Annotated in this window: 13 protein-coding genes; 5 read left to right on the top strand and 8 right to left on the bottom strand. The window is 54.5% G+C overall.

The annotated features are described in order from the left end of the window. The 4 genes from phnE to SMB34_RS11930 all read right to left on the bottom strand — a co-directional run bounded on the left by phnE (window position 1) and on the right by SMB34_RS11930 (window position 4,105). Window positions 1–813 carry a phosphonate ABC transporter, permease protein PhnE gene (gene phnE, locus SMB34_RS11945; protein WP_037990637.1) on the bottom strand — a complete coding sequence of 271 codons (813 nt, stop codon included), beginning with the start codon at window positions 811–813 and terminating at the stop codon, window positions 1–3. 68 nt (window positions 814–881) lie between these two features. After that, window positions 882–1,898: a phosphonate ABC transporter substrate-binding protein gene (gene phnD / locus SMB34_RS11940; protein ID WP_037990368.1), complete on the bottom strand. Its 1,017-nt coding sequence runs from the start codon at window positions 1,896–1,898 to the stop codon at window positions 882–884. Between the two features lie 72 nt (window positions 1,899–1,970). Further along, a complete protein-coding gene (gene phnC, locus SMB34_RS11935; RefSeq protein WP_037990367.1) occupies window positions 1,971–2,810 on the bottom strand; it encodes a phosphonate ABC transporter ATP-binding protein in 840 nt (279 codons plus the stop codon). 302 nt (window positions 2,811–3,112) lie between these two features. After that, a complete protein-coding gene (locus SMB34_RS11930) occupies window positions 3,113–4,105 on the bottom strand; it encodes an Ldh family oxidoreductase (protein ID WP_037990635.1) in 993 nt (330 codons plus the stop codon). Between the two features lie 231 nt (window positions 4,106–4,336). On the opposite strand from SMB34_RS11930, the gene SMB34_RS20695 reads away from it, so the two are divergent. Continuing rightward, a complete protein-coding gene (locus SMB34_RS20695; protein ID WP_051682270.1) occupies window positions 4,337–4,801 on the top strand; it encodes an META domain-containing protein in 465 nt (154 codons plus the stop codon). A 72-nt stretch (window positions 4,802–4,873) separates the two neighbouring features. Here the strand turns inward: SMB34_RS20695 and SMB34_RS11920 are convergent, their stop codons facing one another. From SMB34_RS11920 to SMB34_RS11905, 4 genes are all read right to left on the bottom strand, one after another. Further along, on the bottom strand, window positions 4,874–6,505 hold the full coding sequence (locus tag SMB34_RS11920) for a BCCT family transporter (protein ID WP_037990366.1): 1,632 nt from the start codon (window positions 6,503–6,505) through the stop codon (window positions 4,874–4,876). A gap of 66 nt (window positions 6,506–6,571) precedes the next feature. Continuing rightward, complete coding sequence (locus SMB34_RS11915) at window positions 6,572–6,985, bottom strand: universal stress protein (protein WP_037990365.1); 414 nt, start codon at window positions 6,983–6,985, stop codon at window positions 6,572–6,574. Between the two features lie 165 nt (window positions 6,986–7,150). Then, window positions 7,151–8,092: an alpha/beta hydrolase gene (locus tag SMB34_RS11910; RefSeq protein WP_156962677.1), complete on the bottom strand. Its 942-nt coding sequence runs from the start codon at window positions 8,090–8,092 to the stop codon at window positions 7,151–7,153. 125 nt (window positions 8,093–8,217) lie between these two features. Further along, window positions 8,218–9,150, bottom strand: a complete 933-nt coding sequence (locus SMB34_RS11905) for an L-lactate dehydrogenase (RefSeq protein ID WP_037990363.1) — start codon at window positions 9,148–9,150, stop codon at window positions 8,218–8,220. Window positions 9,151–9,547: 397 nt separating this feature from the next. On the opposite strand from SMB34_RS11905, the gene katG reads away from it, so the two are divergent. From katG to SMB34_RS11885, 4 genes are all read left to right on the top strand, one after another. Continuing rightward, entirely contained in the window at window positions 9,548–11,734 is a 2,187-nt protein-coding gene (katG, locus tag SMB34_RS11900) for a catalase/peroxidase HPI (RefSeq protein WP_037990360.1), read from the top strand. Between the two features lie 241 nt (window positions 11,735–11,975). Further along, window positions 11,976–15,266: an N-6 DNA methylase gene (locus SMB34_RS11895; protein WP_037990357.1), complete on the top strand. Its 3,291-nt coding sequence runs from the start codon at window positions 11,976–11,978 to the stop codon at window positions 15,264–15,266. A gap of 773 nt (window positions 15,267–16,039) precedes the next feature. Beyond that, window positions 16,040–16,723 carry a methyltransferase family protein gene (locus SMB34_RS11890; protein ID WP_051682269.1) on the top strand — a complete coding sequence of 228 codons (684 nt, stop codon included), beginning with the start codon at window positions 16,040–16,042 and terminating at the stop codon, window positions 16,721–16,723. 230 nt (window positions 16,724–16,953) lie between these two features. Next, window positions 16,954–18,099 (top strand): amidohydrolase family protein, encoded by a 1,146-nt coding sequence (locus tag SMB34_RS11885; protein ID WP_037990354.1) that lies wholly within the window; start codon window positions 16,954–16,956, stop codon window positions 18,097–18,099. The last annotated feature ends 1,667 nt before the right edge of the window (window positions 18,100–19,766 follow it).

The following is a 19,766-nucleotide window of genomic DNA, read 5'->3' as shown; positions in this document are numbered from 1 at the left end:
TCAGGTCACCAGTTTGCGCAGACGCTGCGAAATCACATCAAGCAGACTAACCGATATGATGATGATGATCATGACCGCGGCGGTTTCCGCGTAATAAAATGCGCGGATATATTCCCACAAAACCATGCCAATACCACCCGCACCAACGATGCCAAGAACGGTTGCCGACCGCACATTGCTTTCAAACCGGTACAGCGAATAGGAAATCCAAAGCGGAAGAACCTGCGGGATCACCCCAAAGATGACCTCCTGCAACCCGTTGGCACCCGTGGCCCGGATACCTTCGACCGGTTCGGGATCAATCGCCTCGACGGCTTCTGAAAACAGCTTTGCCAGAACGCCGGTGGTATGGATCCAAAGCGCAAGGACACCTGCAAACGGACCAAGACCAACCGCAACAACAAACAGCATGGCAAAAACCATTTCATTGATCGCGCGGAAGGAATCCATCAGGCGGCGTACCGGCTGGTAAACCCAGAACGGAACGATGTTTTCAGAACACAGAATGCCAAACGGGATCGAACAGACAATCGCAAGCGCCGTACCCCAGATCGCAATCTGGATGGTGATCCACATTTCACTGACATAGGTTTTCCACATCAGGAAATCCGGCGGGAAAAACCCGTCCGCGAAATCGACCATGTTGCCACTGTTTTCCACCAGCGCCATCGGACGCATATCCGCGCCTTCCCAGGACCAGGCCAGAAGACCCATGATGATGGTCCATAAAAGAATATTGGCAGCGGATCGTTTCAGATCGCGTGGCGGAAGTTCCGCCGGTGCCGCCGCGGCAGAAGAAATACTGCTGTTCATGGTGTTAATCCCGGATGGTAAAAAAGCAAACAGGGAGCCCGCATGCGGGCCCCCTGCCATAAAACCGGTTACTCGTAAGAAACCAGAATGTCGAGTTCGGCCAGTTTCATGTCGATCTCGGCAATGCGGGCAGCTTTTTCATCCGCCGACAATTCTGCCGTGTTCTCGATTTTCAGCTTGTTTTTATACAGTTCAAGCTGACGGATCGGGTAAAGCTGCGCATTGCTGCTTTCCATGAACTTGCCCATGCCGTCCTGAATGCCGCCAAGAACCTTGTTGGCTTCTTCAACATTGCCCAGGCGACCATAACCAAGGAAGAACGCCTTGATTTCGGATTTCAGTTCGCGCGACATATCCTTGCGATAAACCATCGGATCAGACGGGATCAGCGGCGAGGTCCATATAACCTTGACCTTGTCGGTGATTTCCGGCTTGACCATCTGGGTGCGCGCAAGCTGTTCGGAATTGTTGGCCGCAACATCAACCTGATTATTGGCAGTCGCCATCAGGTTGGTTTCGTGGTTGGCATTGCGAACGGTTTTGAAGCAGTTTTTCGGATCAACGCCGTTCTGCGCAAAGACGTAGTAGGTCGGAACCAGGAAGCCAGAGGTCGAGTTCGGATCACCGATACCGAAGTTAAGCGTCCCATCGCATTTCAGCATATCGGCAAGCGTGTTGAGCTTGTCGTTATCGGCCTGGGTGATGATGTGGGAATAATAGCCGTTCGTGCCATCGCTTTTGGACGTCTGGACGAAAACTTCGCCGCCCGCACGATCAACGGCTTCCATGGCCGACTTGTTACCGAACCAGCCAACGTGAACCTTGCCAAAACGCATGCCTTCGATGATCCCGGCATAATCCGGCGCGAAGAATGCTTCGACATCCTTGCCAAGGGCTTCTTCCAAATCCTCGATCAACGGCTGCCACTGGGCTTTCAGGTTGGAGCTGGATTCAGTTGAGATAAAGCCGAAAACGATGGTTTCCGGGTCTTTTTCAAGCGGCTTGAATTCGACATCGGCATAGGCCATGCCGGTTACGAGCATGCTGGCAGCAAGGGCTGCGGATGCAATTGTCTTGCGGATCATGGGAAGTCCCCCGTCAGGTTGGTTGGTAGAGGTGAAATAAAAAGAGGTAAGGCAGAGAGAAATCGTCCTGATCTAGCTTGAAGCGAACGCCAGATCCTTCTCCGCGACCCTGCTCTTGGCCGGAACTTGATCCGGGGCAGGTGCGAAAAGCTCGGAAGAATATTCGCCGTAAAGTTCGCGCAGGAATTCCGGCGTCAGTTCGGTGGATGGGCCGTCAAAAACGACTTCGCCATCGCGCATCGCAATCGTGCGCGCACAATAATCACGGGCATAATCGACCTGATGCAGCGATACGATCACGGTGACATTGTCTTCGCGGTTCACCCGATCAAGCGTATTCATCACCTTGCGTGATGACGCCGGATCAAGCGATGCAATCGGCTCATCGGCCAGAATAAGGCGTGCGCCCTGCGTAATCGTGCGCGCAATCGCCGCACGCTGCTGCTGCCCGCCCGAAAGATTGCGGGCTTTCTTTGTCGCATGACCATCGATACCGACACGCTTTAACGCAGTCATTGCCCGCATGCGCTCGGCCTTGGTGAACAGGCATAACGACCCACGCCATGCCGGCACCCGGCCCAGCATCCCGGTCAGAACATTGGTCAGAACCGTCAGGCGGCTGACCAGATTGAATTGCTGAAACACAACACCAATATCGGCCCGCACCTTGCGCGCACCCCGCGCAATGCGGCCGTTCTGCTGGATGACTTCACCGAATACTTCGATCTTGCCACCATCGCGATCCCCGCGCAGCAAACCGGCAATATGACGGATCAGGGTGGATTTACCCGAACCGGACGCCCCGATCAGCGCGACCATCTCGCCCTCGCGGACCTGTAAACTGACATTGTTCAATGCCCGTTTATCGCGCGAGAAGCTCTTGTTCAGTCCGGAAATATCTACGACCAGCATTAAAGTCCGCCTGCTTGTGTTTCGCTGGTCAAGAAGCTACGCACAAACCGCGACTCTATGGTGACGATGATGTTACAGTTCGATGATTACGACGCCTTCATTTCACCGACAACAATCAAACTTGTCTATACATCAAGATATTATTCAAATAAAAAAATGCTCACCCAAGAAATGGCAGTGTAATAATTCAATTATTACTTGTGACCGCGTTCACAAATAGCGATACAGGCGGGCCAAATCACGAAAAACCCCGACAGAAAGAAACTGCCGGGGTCTCGTATTTCGCATAATCGCGTCTGGATTTACTTGATGGCTTCAATCGCAGCGATGACATCATCTTCGATATCCAGCCCCTGAATTTCCGCATCCCGCCGCGCATTCTGCCCGCGCCGCCCCGGTAACCGCACGGTTTCCTCAAGCGCGATCTCATCTGCAATATAACGCAAATGATCAATGATCCCCGCCCCACCGACTGCAACCGGATCAATGGCAATCACAAGCTGGCCCAATGCCGGCGGCGCGCCCTTGTCATCAAACAGCGACGAGGATTGATGCCCGAATTGCGCGCCGGTCAACCCGGCGGCCAGCATTTCGACCATCATGGCAAGGGCCGCGCCCTTGACCCCGCCTGCCGGAATCATCGTGCCTTCAAGCGCCTTGACCGCATCGGTGGTCGGATTGCCGTCTGCATCCAATGCCCAGTCATCGGGGATCGGAACCCCTTTCTGCTTGGCCGCCATGATCTTGCCGCGTGCGACTTTTGACAATGCCAGATCAATCACGATCGGATCGCCATCGCCAATCGGGGTGGCAAAGGCAATCGGGTTGGTGCCAAACATCGGACGACGCCCACCCCAGGGCGCCATCGCGGCCGGGGCATTGGCAAACATCATCGCCGCCAGCCCCGCCTCAGTCAGTCTTTCCACGGTAAGCCCCATCACCCCGGCATGGTGGGATTTATGGATTGCCGCCACCGCAATCCCCTGACTACGCGCGATATCGGGCAATCGTTCGATCATCAGGTCAAGTGCGGGATAGGCAAAGCCGAACTGCGCATCAATCCGCAACACGGCGGGAAACGGCTGATCGGCTACCGGTTTGGCAAACCCGTCCACCTTGCCCGCACGGGCCTGCGCGGCATAGGCCGGAACGCGGCGCAAACCGTGCCCGCCCTGGCCTGCGGCCTCGGCCGTGATCAGGGCGGTTGCCACCGATCTGGCATTGTCGGGATCAACCTTGCAACGCAGCAGGGTATCACACACAAGCGCATGTGCGTCTGACAGGGAAAGCTTCATGATGATGACCTTAAAGATGGTGGCGGGCCCGGATACCATAGCCCCCGGCACCGCCAAGCGCAAAGGTCTTGTGCACCGCAACCCTGCCAAACCCTTACGACAGAACGATAAAAATGCGCTGTAACCCTGCTAAAATTTCGCCGCAAAGTCGTATGAGTATCCCGGCATGGTTCATGCTGCCCGAAACACGGCATTCAGACCCGGACAGCCTCCAAACACAGGATACTTCCAATGCGCAAAGCAACCTCTTTAACCTTCGCCGCATTTGGCATCGCCAGCAGCCTGTGGCTTGCCGGTTGTGCAGCCACGACCAAACCGGCCGAGGAAAAATCCCCCGCCGACTGGTCGGCCATCGCGGATCGCGACTGGCAATTGATGCGGATTGAGGCCAAAGACAAAACCCTGATGCCAATGACCCCGATCCTCGCCAGCATCAATTTCACCAAGGATGGCAAGGTTGCCGGATCGACCGGTTGCAACCGCTATTTCGGGAATTACACCCGGAACGACACCGCCCTTGATGTCTCCCCGCTTGGCAGCACCAAAATGATGTGCATGGAAAACGCGATGGAGATCGAAGACGCCTTCATCGCCGCCATGGCCGATGTCAAAGGCTGGAAATTGCAGGAAGACGATCTGATGCTGGTCGACGCCAGCAACAAGTCAATCATGACATTCGAGCAGATCAAACCGTAAACCGACCGGCCAACACCCGCACAAAAGGGGCGCATTGTTTTGCGCCCCTTTTTACGTCTATCCGTCTTCCGCTTATCGTGGCTCGCTGCGCAATCCCTGAATGATCGAATAACACGCCAGCAGAAGAATGATCGCAAACGGGAAACCGGTTGAAACCGCCATCGCCTGCAAGGCTCCCAATCCGCCGCCAAGCAGCAGCGCAATCGCAACCAGCCCTTCAAACGTGCACCAGAATATGCGCTGGGGCACGGGTGCATCGACCTTGCCGCCTGCGGTAATCGTATCAATCACCAGCGACCCGGAATCCGATGACGTGACAAAGAACACGATCACCAGAACAATACCGATAAAGGACGTGATCGACTGCAACGGCAATTGTTCAAGCATGGTGAAAAGCTTGATCGGAAGCGCCGCATCGGCAATCGCCTGAACACCTTCATTGACCATATGCACCGCCGTCCCGCCAAATGCGGTCATCCACAAAACGCAGACCAGCGACGGAATGATCAGAACACAGGTAATGAATTCCCGCACCGTCCGGCCCCGCGATACGCGCGCAATGAACATGCCGACAAACGGCGACCACGAAATCCACCACGCCCAGTAAAACGACGTCCAGCCCTGGCTGAAATTGGCATCCTCGCGCCCGACCGGGTTCGAAAGCGCCGGCAGATATTCGACATAGGCGACAAGGCTTGTGAAAAAGCCCTTGATGATGTCCATCGTCGGCCCGACCAGAACCACAAACAGCAAAAGCAGGGCGGCCAGAACCATATTGATTTCCGAAAGCCGCTTGACCCCGGCATCAAGCCCGGCAAGGACAGAAATCAACGCAATCCCGGTAATCCCGATGATCAGGAACACCTTCGATCCGTCGGATTCCGGTAACCCGAACAGGAATTGAAGCCCGGCATTGGCCTGTTCCGCCCCAAAACCAAGCGACGTCGCAAGCCCGAACAGGGTGGCAAACACCGCCATGATATCAATCACATGCCCGGTCCAGCCCCAGACACGCTCGCCAAAGACCGGATAAAACACCGACCGCATGGTCAATGGCAGGCCCTTGTTAAACGAAAACAGCGCAAGTGCGAGCGCCACGGTGGCATAAATCGCCCACGGATGAAGGCCCCAATGGAAAATCGTTGCCGCCATGCCAAGGTCAAAGGCCGCATCCGCATCGCCCATCGCCCCGCCAAGCGGTGCCCAGTCCGTCCTGGCCCCGCCATCACCAACAACCGCACCCCCCATCGAGGTGGTGAAATGCGATATCGGTTCTGACACGCCATAGAACATAAGGCCGATGCCCATGCCGGCCGCAAACAGCATGGCAAACCAGCCGCTATAGGAATAATCGGGCGTCGCATCCTGCCCGCCAAGCCGCACCTTGCCCAGCGGGGAGACGATCAGAAACAGGCACAACAGAACAAACACATTCGCCGCCGACAGGAAAAACCAGTCAAGCGTCGATGTCAGCCAGCCCCGCATGTCATTGAACATCGGCCCCACACTGTCCTGAAACGCCAGTGTCAGAAACACGAACGCCACAATCGATAAACCCGATATCAGAAAGACGGGATTGTGCACATCAAGCCCGAACGGCCCGATCTGTGTGGTGATGTTATCCTGCCCGATCTCATAATCGGTCTCGATCGGATTGGCGGCACCATCCGGGCTTTCGATGCCCGTCTCGGCATTCGATCCCATGAAAATCTCCCTTGAAAAGCATATTTGCGGCCACCCCCGGCCGCAATTTTTCCGATTTGCCTGCTATTAACGCACCAGGAACACGGAATGATCCCAATGCGACGCAACATATCCGCCGTGGGATGCAAAAATATGATCGGCAATACCCGGCACATGGGATGCCATGACGATCATATCCGCCCTGGCCTCTGTTGCCGCATCAACAATGATTTCGCTCAGATCAATCGCCGGATCATGTGAAATGCGGGTCATGCCCGAACAGCTGATACCGGTCTTCTTGCCCTGCTCCTCGGCAAAGGCCGCCATCTTGCGATCATACTCTGCCGGATTGTGCGCAATGGGGGATGGGGTATTTGTCCCGACCCCGAAAAAGCAGATTTCCGCACCATAATGCTTTGCCAGATCCGCCGCCGTCGAAAGCGCCTTTTCCAGCCTGTCGATATGCGTCAGATCCACGGGTACCATGATCTTGCGATACATTCCCTGCCTCCGTTCTACGGGTGCCCTAACGGGCAAAACACACCTTCGAAACAGATGAGGCGACCAAGACTATCACCAGAACAGGAAATGATCAAAATCCCCATCGCGCAGGGATTTTCCGTCACGGGTGAAGACACGAACAAATTCGCAGCACTATCGGGCACATTATTCCGCGGCCATGCGCTTTATCGCGTCACACAAAAACCGGAACCCGGTCGCCGCCCCGTCGCTCATATACCGCGCACGCAGCCAGCCATGGATCATCTGCGGTTCTTCGCGGTACGTCACATCAATCCCGGCCCGGGCAAGGCGCGCGGCATATTCCCGCCCGTCATCGCGCAGCGGATCAAAATAGGCCGCCGTGATATAGGTCGGCGGCAATCCGCGCAAATCCTCCGCCGAAAGCGGATAGGCCACCGGATCATCCATCGGTGCCTTCAGGACATCGCGATAATAAATCACATCATCGGTACTTAATCCGGGGGCCGATGCCATCTGCCCATAGGATGGCCAGCCAAGATCACCGCCAAGGGCCGGATAAATCAGGACCTGCCCGATCACGCCTGCGCCAAGCCCCGCGTCGCGCGCCCGGATCGCAAGCCCGCCGGCCAATGTCGCCCCGGCACTATCGCCAATCAGGACGATCTCCGCACCGCGCGACAGCACATCGCGCGCAACGCCAAACGCATCCTGATGCGCAGCTGGCCAAAGATGTTCGGGGGCCAGCCGGTAATCGACCGAAATCATTTCCGCCCCGGCCGCCTCGGCCATCTCGGCACAGATCGCATCATGGCTATCAAGCGACCCGACGATAAACCCGCCGCCATGCAGGTATAAAAGCTTGCGCGTTGTGCTTATCTTGGCCGGGCGGTAAATCCTGACCGCCACCCCGGCAATATGGTCATCACGGCTCAGAAGCCCCGGCGGATGGGGATAGGCAAACGCATCACAAAGCGCGCCATACCATTTGCGGTTCTGCGCAATATCGGCCGCAACCGCATCGGGCGGATAAAGCCGGTCGCATCTGGCGATGAAGTCACGGATGCCTGCTTCGTCGGGCATCGGGCTATAGGCGATATCCGGCACCGCCTGATCGGACCCGTCCATGTCGCACAACTTCCCCAATGATGTTTGATTGATCTATCCGCACAAGCCTAACGCGTTCGCCCCTGCTGTGAAAAGCGGGCAATTATGTCTTTTGAAATTCAGCCCCGCACAAGATCAAAGCGGAATCAAAGCGAAACCGCCTCGACCGTTGCTTTCAGCAACGCCGCACTGCGATGAAGGGCCGCCCTTTCCTCGGCGTCCAGATCGGGGAAAAGATCGGTCATGATGCCCGTGGCCCCGATCACGCGCGGAATCGACAGCGCGACATCGGCCACCCCTTCGATCTCGCGATTGACCATTGATACCGTCAGGACTTCCTGCTGATCCTGCGCAATCGCCTTGACGATCCGCGCAAGCCCCGCGCCAATTCCATAATAGGTCGCCCCCTTGCCCTTGATGATCTTATAGGCCGCATTGCGCACCCCATCATCAATCCGGGCCCGGACATCGGCGGTAATCGCCGATCCGACCTGGGCGGCAAACCCGGCCAGTGAAAGCGACCCGGCCCGCGCATTCGACCATGCCAGAACCTCGCTATCGCCATGCTCGCCAAGGACATAGGCATGTACTGATTGCGGCGAAATCCCCAGATGCCGCCCCAGCAAACTCCTGAACCGTGCGGTATCAAGGATCGTGCCCGATCCGATCACCTTGGCGGCCGGAAGCCCCGAGAGCCGCACCGTGATCTGGGTCATGATATCAACCGGGTTTGACGCAATCAGCAAAATCGCATCGGGTGCGACGCGCAACACATTGCCCACCACATCGCGAAACACCGCCGCATTGCGTTCCAGCAACGCCAAACGCGTTTCGCCGGGCTTCTGGCTGACCCCGGCGGCAAGGATCACGACCGACGCCCCTGAAAGCCGGTCATAATCCCCGGCCTCCACCACGCAGGACGACATGAACGGCACCGCATGGGCAATGTCCTCGGCCTGCGCAATCGCAAGTTCGGCATTGTGATCGACCAGCACGACCGAACTGACAATCCCCATCAGGGCAAGCGCATAACCCGCCGAACTGCCAACCATTCCCGCCCCGACAATCCCGACCTTCATCACAAACCCCTGTCAAAACAGCATTATTTCGCGGGCCGATTATCCGGCCCCGCCCCGCCGATTAAAAGCAAAAACCGGAGGCACCCAAAATCAGCCCGCAATTCCATCGATAAAATCTATCGAAAATTTCATAAATAACTATTTAACCTATGCACGCAAACCGCGTTAGCCTGCTTGACAGCATCGCCTGACATGACGCCCAATGATTTAACAATCTCGTCTTGTTGCGATCACAAGTTTAGACATTACCTTGAACAGGGAAGCCTCACGCCGAAATGTTCACCAGAATATTCAAATGTTCCTGCGCTCGATATGACGGCCCCACGACCCGCCCGGAGAGAGACACCTGATCAGGTCAGGAAAGCAAGAACAGCCAGCCATTACGGGAGAGAGAAAAATGGACGGAAAACACACAGCAGGGAAATGCCCGGTCATGCATGGCGGTATGACCGCCCTGGGCACCACGGTCATGGATTGGTGGCCAAACGCCCTTAACTTCGACATCCTGCATCAGCACGACGTGAAAACCAACCCGCTGGGCAAGGATTTCAACTACCGCGAAGAACTCAAAAAGCTCGACGTCGAAGGCCTGAAAAACGACCTCCGCGCGCTGATGAATGAAAGCCAGGAATGGTGGCCGGCCGACTGGGGCAGCTACGTTGGCATGTTCGCCCGTGTCGCTTGGCATTCCGCAGGCTCCTACCGTCTGGCCGATGGCCGTGGCGGTGGCGGTACCGGGAACCAGCGTTTCGCGCCGCTCAACTCCTGGCCTGATAACGTCAACACCGATAAGGGCCGCCGTCTGCTCTGGCCGATCAAGCGCAAATATGGCAACAAAATCTCCTGGGCCGATCTGATGATCCTGGCCGGCACGATTGCCTATGAAGTCGCTGGCCTCAAAACCTATGGCTTCGCCTTTGGCCGCGAAGATGTCTGGCACCCGGAAAAGGACACCTATTGGGGTGCGGAAAAAGAATGGCTCGCCCCAAGCGACAGCCGTTATGAAGACATCACCCGCCCCGACACCATGCAAAACCCGCTGGCCGCTGTCCAGATGGGCCTGATCTATGTGAACCCGGAAGGTGTGAACGGGCAGCCCGACCCGATGAAAACCGCCGCCCAGGTCCGCGAAACCTTCGCCCGCATGGCGATGGATGACGAAGAAACCGCGGCCCTCACCGCCGGCGGCCACACCATCGGCAAATCGCACGGCAATGGCTCCCCATCGGACCTCAGCCCCGAACCAGAAGCCGCCGACGTCGAATATCAGGGCATCGGCTGGATGAAAACCAATGGCCGTGGCATTGGCCGCGACACCATGGTTTCGGGCATCGAAGGCGCATGGACCACCAACCCGACCAAATGGGATATGGGCTGGTTCGATATGCTGTTCGGTCACGAGTGGGAGCTGAAAAAAAGCCCGGCTGGCGCATGGCAGTGGGAACCGGTTGACATCGCCGAAGAAGACATGCCGGTCGATGTCGAGGATCCCTCGATCCGCTGCAAACCGATCATGACCGATGCCGACATGGCGATGAAGGTCGACCCGACCTATAACGCCATCTGCCAGAAATTCATGAAGGACCCGGAATATTTCTCCGAAACCTTTGCCCGCGCATGGTTCAAACTGACCCATCGCGACATGGGCCCGAAAGTCCGCTATGTCGGCCCGGACGTGCCCAAGGAAGACCTGATCTGGCAGGACCCGATCCCAAGCGTCGATTACACCCTCTCGGACGCCGAAATCGCCGATCTCAAATCCAAGCTGCTGGCCTCTGGCCTGACCAGTGCCGAACTGATCAACACCGCTTGGGACTCTGCCCGCACCTATCGCGGATCGGACATGCGCGGCGGCGCCAATGGTGCCCGCATCCGTCTGGCCCCGCAAAAGGACTGGGCCGGGAACGAGCCCGAACGCCTTGCCAAGGTTCTCAAAACCCTTGAAGGCATTCAGGCAGGCCTTGCCAAGAAAGTCAGCCTTGCCGATCTGATCGTGCTCGGTGGTACGGCGGCGGTTGAAAAGGCCGCGAAGGACGCCGGTGTCAACATCACCGTCCCGTTCGCACCGGGCCGCGGCGATGCGACGGCCGAGATGACCGATGCCGCAAGCTTTGATGCGCTCGAACCGCTGGCCGATGGCTATCGCAACTGGCTGAAAGACGATTATGTAGTCTCGCCCGAAGAAATGATGCTGGACCGGACCCAGCTCATGGGCCTGACCGCACCGGAAATGACCGCACTGGTCGGTGGCATGCGCGTTCTTGGCACCAACCATGGCGACACCAGACACGGCGTCTTTACCGACCGTGTTGGCCAACTGACGACCGACTTCTTCGTCAACCTGACCGACATGGCCTATAGCTGGAAACCGGCGGGCGACAACCTTTACAACATCGTTGATCGCAAAACCGGCGAAACCAAATGGACCGCCACCCGCGTTGACCTCGTCTTCGGCTCAAACGCCATCCTGCGTGCCTATGCCGAAGTCTACGCCCAGGACGACAACCACGAGAAGTTCGTCAAGGACTTCGTCGCGGCCTGGACCAAGGTGATGAACGCCGACCGGTTCGACCTCGCCGCGTAAGGGCTTGACCCTTTGAAATGATCTGGATTGGAGCTTTTGGGCTCTGAACGAGAAACACCCCCGGCTGTGAGGCTGGGGGTGTTTTTTTATAGTTAGTTGCAGAAAAAAGGAGCACCCGAGGAGAGACAGGGGTATTCTAAGTTTTGAATGAAAGTCACTCTGACAGCCGAGTATAATCCTGCTACAACACACTTAAATTCCAGATCCCAGTCCAGCTCCAAGTTTCGTAGTTGTGAGAAAAATGCCTGCAGATAACATATTCAATCACGCTTATACTGAGAGACTATTTCACGACCTAAAAAGCGCCAACACAGAATCTGCGAAGAAAGAAAGATTTCTCCAGTATCTTACTATCGCTTTTTCAGATGACAACGGCGCCCAACAACTCGTCTCAGCTTTAGCTCTGGGGGCAGAGCGTGTAGTAGCAAATATTCCACGCGGAGAGCGAAAAAGCTATGGAAGAGCAGACACACAAACGGAAACAATTATAATTGAGTGGGAGAAAGATCTCGCCAAGACAGGTGAACATGCAAAACACCAATTAGAAGAGTATCTGGAGGGCAATTGGAGGTCTGGACAAAACTATCGATTTATATTGATTGCAACCGATGGAATCCGTTGGGTCAGGTATGCTCCCGATTGGTCTCGACTTGAGAACAAACAATTCAGTCTTGGTAGCAGCTTTCGTCTACGTGAAACAAAACGGTTTGAACTGAATGCTAGTTCATTTGATGAATTTCCTTTCTTCTTAGACGAACTTTTATTTTCTTCTCATCCTAAAAATGCCACTTTAGAAAATATACAATACGACTTCGGGGACACCTCGCGAGCATTTATTAACTCGATAGTAAACCTCCAACTTTGTATGTCTGACATTACTGAGCAGTCTGAATTACAAGTCGCATTCGAACAATGGAGAAGGTTTCTCTCGATAGCGTACGGCCGATTCGATGACTCTCCGAACATGTTTCTTGTTCACACTTATCTATCTGTATTTGCAAAATTTATTGCTTATTCTGTAATCACAAACAAACCGATTATAGAAGACGAAACTATTTACAACATTCTAAATGGTACAATTTTTAACAATCTAAATATCGAGCGCTTCGTAGAAGATGACTTTTTCCACTGGGTTGCCGCAACACAATATTTTAACAAGCTGCGCCCCATGTTCAGAGAAATTAACCGCCAGCTTCAAGAGTATGACTTCTCCAAAGTTGAGGAAGACGTTCTAAAAGGTGTATATCAAGAATTAATCGATCTTGAAACACGCCATGCCTTGGGTGAATACTACACTCCAGATTGGCTGTGCGAAAATCTCGTTGAGAGCCTCGCAATTACCCAAACATCCAAATTCTTAGATCCAGCATGCGGGAGTGGGTCCTTTCTTCGTGCGATTGTAGCACGGCTAAGAAGAGATTTCCCCCAACTAGAAGCAGAGAATATTGCATCACAAGTTGTTGGCATAGATATACATCCACTATCCGTGTTGATATCAAAAACAAACATACTTCTATCAATTAAAGACATCATCTCAAAATCTTCCAAACCAATTACTTTGCATATATACCTAGCAAATTCTCTATTAGTTCCCCGTGGATCTGCAGACTTATTCTCCACACATTTTCAAATATCGATAGATAACCGACCATACACTATTGATTTAAGTGGGGTTCAAAGTGCAGATGATTTCGACACCTTAATTTCATTCTGTGACGAGATGGTACACCGCTTTGACGAGGTCCTAGATCGTGAAAATTTTATTCGTCTTATATCTGCAAATATTAGCAAAGAGACAGCAAAGGAACTACCTTCTCAACTGTATGATGTATACACTGGAATGAAACTAGCCCATCAGCAAGGCAGAGATAGCATTTGGAAATTTATTCTTCAAAATTCTTATAAACCAGTATTTCTTATGCATCGATTTGACTTTGTCTTAGGCAATCCCCCATGGCTCACATATGCAGATATTACAAATGGTGAGTATCAAACCTCACTAAAATCGCTATCAGATCACTATTCAGTGACGCCCGCCAATAGAGCAAATTTCCCTCATCTGGAGATCGCTGCTATTTTTTTGGCTCACTCCGTTAACTACTTCCTACGCCCCTCAGGACAGCTCGCATTTGTTTTACCTCGCAGCTTCTTGAGCGCAGATCAGCATGAAAACATGAGATCTGGCCAAGTGCATGGAGTCAAACTTGTTGAAGGCTGGGACCTACAAGGAGTTACTCCACTCTTTCGAGTTCCAAGTTGCGTCCTTATTGCCATCAAAGACAATGGCCCCAATGCGGTTAGAAAGATCAATTCCAGTGGAATAATAGGCCGCAAGCTGACAGGACGACTGCGTCGCTCACAAGCACATTGGGAAGAAGTTAAAACCAAGATAACGTCGGAGCCAATACGGCTATACTATTCTAGGCTTCAAGGAACTCGTGGCAGAGCCAGGTCTGCACTAACAACTGAACCATTTGATACACTGCTCGGCGGCAACGCTTATTCAAAGAAGTTTCATCAAGGCGCTACAATTGTACCTAGAAATTTGTTTTTCGTTGAGACTAATCAGATTGATTCAGACTCCTCAAATCTGAACACACGGGTGATTAACCTTACCACATCTGTAAATTCCGATCGCGAAGCAAAAAAGCCTTGGAAAGGCCAAATAATCAATGCACGCGCGGAGGGAAAACTACTTTACCGAACAGCCATTTCTCGCAATGTAATTCCGTTTGCACTTACATGTCCTCCGCTAGTTCTCTTGCCTCTCATCATAGATCATGAGGGAAAATCGGAAGCTAAGTTTGTGGCATTAAACAGTGAAGAGCTTCTTGCAAGAGGCTATCGCGAGGCAAGCAAATGGTTTTATAAAGCGGAGAGAATTTGGGATGAGTTAAAGACAGATGGAAATCGTAAGAAGAAAATTGACTTAACTAGCTACTTAAACTGGCAGTCGAAACTGACTAACCAAAAACCTAACGCTCGATTTTTGGTTCTTTACACGTCATCTGCAAGCGATGCGTCTGCCGTTTTAGTTGATAGAAGTAATTTTGACTATCCGTTCATTGTGGATCACAAAACTTATTGGTGCGAATGCGAAACCGAGGAAGAAGGCCACTATCTCACTGCTTACATTAATAGTGGGTATGCAAACTTCATGATTAAAGAGTTTCAATCTCGTGGTTTGTTTGGTCCACGCGACATTCACAAGACCATAGTGAAGCTACCTTTCCCACGCTTCAATAAGACAGATGACATGCATCTTGCTCTGTCTTATCTCGGCAGGGAATGTAGTATACTTGCATCTAGTTTTTCTACATTACGCAACCTCAATGACTTAGGAAGCCACGCTCTTGGCAGAGTTAGAGCAAACCTAAGAGAACAATTGCGGAATGAACTTGAAAAGATAGACGACTTAGTAGAGGCGCTCTCTACTGGTCGTTCACATGCTACAGTCGCAGCCACCCGGCGCGCTCGAAAGGCCAAACGCCATAAAATGATAGCAAGTTTGTTCGACTTCGAAGGAGATTAACTCTTACGATCAATTATAGGAAGAATGGGACCGAAGATAGAGCCCACTCTTTTTCAGAATCGGATAGCAGTGAGTTTTTCCTTTGAGTGCAATCTGCGCGGTGCTCCGCCGCCTAACCTTCGAGCGAAAAGATGCATGACACATTTTCTTGACGTGCCTCCCTGTACTGATACTCCCCCCATCAGCGACTCCCTCGAAACCACTAATTTATGGACACAGGCACAGCAGAGAGCAAAATCACAGCCTCTTTGCAAAACCGGTGGAAGCCTGAAACTGCCTCTGCGGTTTTACATCGTGACCGCTGGCCTTTACCCGCCAGAACTATGACCACGGAATCAGGGCCGCCGCCAGCGAATGACCGATGCGACCAAAGAGCACCTCTCCCAAAACGGACTTCCGGCAACCGATGAAGCCCAGACAAACTTCGGGCGTACGGCCCCCATTGGACCACCATCGACGGGTCACAGCTCACTGCTGCCATTGCTGCCATTACTGCCGCTCCCGGCAAATTTAACTTATCCCTCCCCGATAAGACGCACCTCTCCCGTCATGACAAATGATCGGATTAGTTCTCTTAGTCCTCGGGCAGAAGCCGCCGTAGTGGATCCGCCATCCGCCGCCCCATATCCTGCGGAGCACCCCCGCTGCCCTGCCCATGTCGGCGGCGATACGTCCGGGAGGGCCATCCAAACGACCGGATATGCAGTATAGGACGCCAGAACCAACCCCTGACGATATGACTTCTGCGGCTTGATCTTGCAGGAGTGAATTTCATGTCGCGTTCGGCCGAACTCGGTTCCGCCCGTAAAGACCCATCAAACCAGACGCCGGGGGTGCTTCCCGAAGGCGCGGCTCTGCGCACCATACAGCGCCGACGAAAACGTATCCTTCGCATTGGCGTTGTCGTGCTTCTGGTTCTTGTTGCCGGAAGTCAGGCGATGGCGGAGCGCCAGAGCGAGCTTCACGACATGATCGAAGCCACCGGGCTGTTTGCGATTGGCGTCTGCATCTTCGGGCGTGGCTGGTGCTCCCTTTATATCGGCGGGCGCAAGAAAACAGAGCTTGTCACCACCGGGCCTTATTCGAGCTGCCGAAATCCACTTTATGTTTTCAACATGATCGGGGCATTCGGTGTCGGGGCACAGACCGGCAGTATCGTGCTGGGCTGTTTGTTTGCTGGCCTGTGCTGGATGGTGTTTCGCAATGTTGTCGCGCACGAAGAGGCATTGCTCTCGGAACGTTTTGGCAAGGCATTCCGGTACTATCAAAATACCGTCCCGCGCTTTCGCCCGACCTGGTTTCGCTGGCGCGATGAGGAAAACCTGCTGTGCAAACCGGCACTGTTTTTAACCACGACACGCGATGCGATGTGGTTTCTGGCGGCGGGGCCGATATTTGAAGGCATCAAGCTGATGCAGGAAAAGGGATGGCTGACACCGTTGATCCATCTGCCCTAGGTGGGTTTAGCCCGAAGCAACCGGGCGGCTGATAGCGGCGGATAGATGTCCTGTCTTTTATCCCGCCTTGCGGTTTCGGGTCTGTGCCAATCCCCAAAGGAGCATCTCTTTTGCCCGTTGATCCGATGTCTGGTGCGCACACGGGCGGCCAGCCCCCCCCTTGACGCCAACATGATGACGAAAACAGCACCCCAACAGCACACCACAACAATAGCGGATTGGAAATTGACATGAAACCGACCGAAAACCCCCAACATAGCCTCGCAATCGGACGCCGCAGCTTTCTGGGGGGCGCGGCGGTACTTGGTGTTGGTGCCGGATTGGCAGCCCCTGCCCTTATCACCCGCGCGGCCGCGACAGAGACGTCCTCGATCATCGCGTTGCGAGACCACGACCTGCCCTTTATCGCCACCGAAGAAACCTATACCACCGACGAGCTGATCGCGCTGAACGCGATTAACGATGATCACGTGGAATACCTCAGGGAAACCGGTCTTGCCGAGCTCGGCCCTGGCCGCATCGGGGCCATGGATCAGGCGGGAATCAATGTTCAGATCCTCTCGGCACATACGCCGGGCGTGCAGGATCTCGCGGGTCAGGAAGGCATCGATTTTGCCTATCGCCTCAACAGGATGATTGCGACGGGCCCGATGGTCACCTATCCGGGGCGGTTCCGGGCCTATGCAACCCTGCCGCTGCAGGACCCGGCGGCATCAGCAGACGAACTGGAACGCGCCGTTAGCAGGGATGGCTTTGTCGGCGCCATGACCAATGGCTTCATTGGCAAAAAGTTTCTCGACCATCCCGATTTCGAGCCCCTTCTGGCACGTGCCGAGGCACTGGGTGTGCCGATATACCTGCATCCGGGTTTCCCGCCCAAGGAAGTCTTCGACATTTACTACCGCATTGCGCGGCCCGGATATAATGACGCATATCAGGACTACATTCTCAGTGGTTCAGGATATGGCTGGCATCAGGAAGTGCTTACGCAATGTCTTCGACTGATCATGACCGGAACGTTCGACAGATTCCCCAAACTGCAGATGATCATCGGCCACATGGGAGAGGGCCTTCCGTTCTACTACGAGCGTATCGTCGGAGATTTGGGCGATGTGACCGAAGGCTCGCTCAACAGGCCTATCGGGCAGTATTTCAATGACAATTTCTGGTACACGACCAGCGCATTTTTCCAGGATGAACTGCTTCATCTTTTGCTGAAATACATCAGTGTGGACCGCGTGATGTTTGGAACCGATTATCCGTTTGCCGACATGAAGCAGGGCACCGACTGGTTTCGCGCAGTCGATCTGCCCCGTGAAGCCAAGGAAAAAATTGCGTTCCGAAATGCGGAAAAACTGTTTCGCATAAAGGTCTGATGCATCCGCACCGGATCACGCATAACACCGGCTAACGCCGACTGGTTTCTTATTCCCGACCGCGCATAAAGATCACTTTGGCTGTATCTTCGGGTACAGCCAAAGGATGCCAGATCAGACCCGTTGATACATTCGATCCGTTTCTCGCGAAAGGCGCTATACGTGGCCCGATCCCGTTTGACGGCAAAGGCATCGTAAAATTCGGCACTCCATCCGAAACACGTGAAATCGGAACCGCCGCCAGACGGTGACGGATGCAACGACAAAGCCCCCACCCAAAACCGGAGTTCCTCCGGCAGCCACAGAAGCCGGGCTCACACCACGGGCCTCCACCAGCTTCACCAACAGGCCACCTCGGCCCACACGACCGATCACCTCCGCTGGCGACGGCGACACTTCCGGTACCACCGAAGCCCAGACGAACCTCAGGCCTCCACCATCCTCGCCAACTGACGGTCTCCGGGCCCACCTCGCTCCGGTCACTCCCGGCCATTACGACATTTCCCGCAACCGATGAAACCCGGACACACCTCAGGCCTCCACCAACCTCGCCAACAGACAACCTTCAGGCTCACCCCTCACTCGGATCACTCCCAGCCATTACGACATTTCCGGCAATTGATGAAGCCCCGACAAACCTCGGGCCTCCGCCATCCTCGCCAACTGACCACCTCGGGCTCGCGCCCCGCTCCGATCACCTCCGGCCATCGCGACATTTCCGGCAATTGATGAAGCCCCGACAAACCTCGGGCCTCCACCATCCTCGCCAACTGACCACCTCGGGCTCACGGCCCGCTCCGATCACTCCCGGCCATCACGACTCTTCCGGCAACCGATGGTGCCCAGACGCATTTCGGGCGTCTGCTATCCTCACCCTCGGACTGTCTTCAGGCTCACCGCCCGCTCCGGTCACTTTCGGCAACGACGGCACTTTCCGCTAACCGCCGAGGTCCGGACACACTTCGGGCGCACGGCCCCCACTGGTCCACCATCGACGGGTCACAGATCACCGCTGCCCCCTGCTGCCATTGCTGCCATTGCTGCCGCTCCCGGCAGATTTAACTTATTCCTCTCCAACAAGACGCACCTCTCCCGTCATGACAAATGACCGGATTAGTCCCCTTAGTCCTTGGGCAGAATCCCGCCGTAACGGCTCCGCCATCCGCCGCCCCATATCCTGCCGGTCACCTCGCCGCCCCGCCCGTGACTATGTCCGTCTCTTTGCCGCATCATCCTGATCACCTCTTTCATCCAGCCCCAAACGCAAAAACCCGCAAGGCTCAAGGCCTCGCGGGTTTCTGTCCGGGTGCATTTCCCCCGTTGACTTTTCTCTTACGCCACAAATAAAAGAACAAATCAAGAACTTTTTGAAAAAAGATATGGGGGGAGCGGATTACTGTCAGTTTTTTTTGGGGGTGGAACCTCCGCAGTCTGCGCGCGGGCTCCGCCCGTGCTCAACCTTCGGCTTAAAATCGCTCCACTGGAGCGATTTCTTCACAGCCTCAGCCTTCAAGTTATGAGCACAGGCCCATAACGCAGGAAGATCAGAGGTTTAAAGGCTCTTCACGTGATCAAATAAAAAAAGCGGCCCCGGAAGGGACCGCCTTTTTTATTTGGTTGCGGGGGCAGGATTTGAACCTGCGGCCTTCAGGTTATGAGCCTGACGA

Origin of the sequence: Thalassospira permensis NBRC 106175, assembly GCF_000714555.1 — a bacterium.
Taxonomy (GTDB): Bacteria; Pseudomonadota; Alphaproteobacteria; order Rhodospirillales; family Thalassospiraceae; genus Thalassospira; species Thalassospira xiamenensis.
Note: the sequence above shows the minus strand (reverse complement) of the source record. Positions and strands in the feature narration are given on the sequence as shown.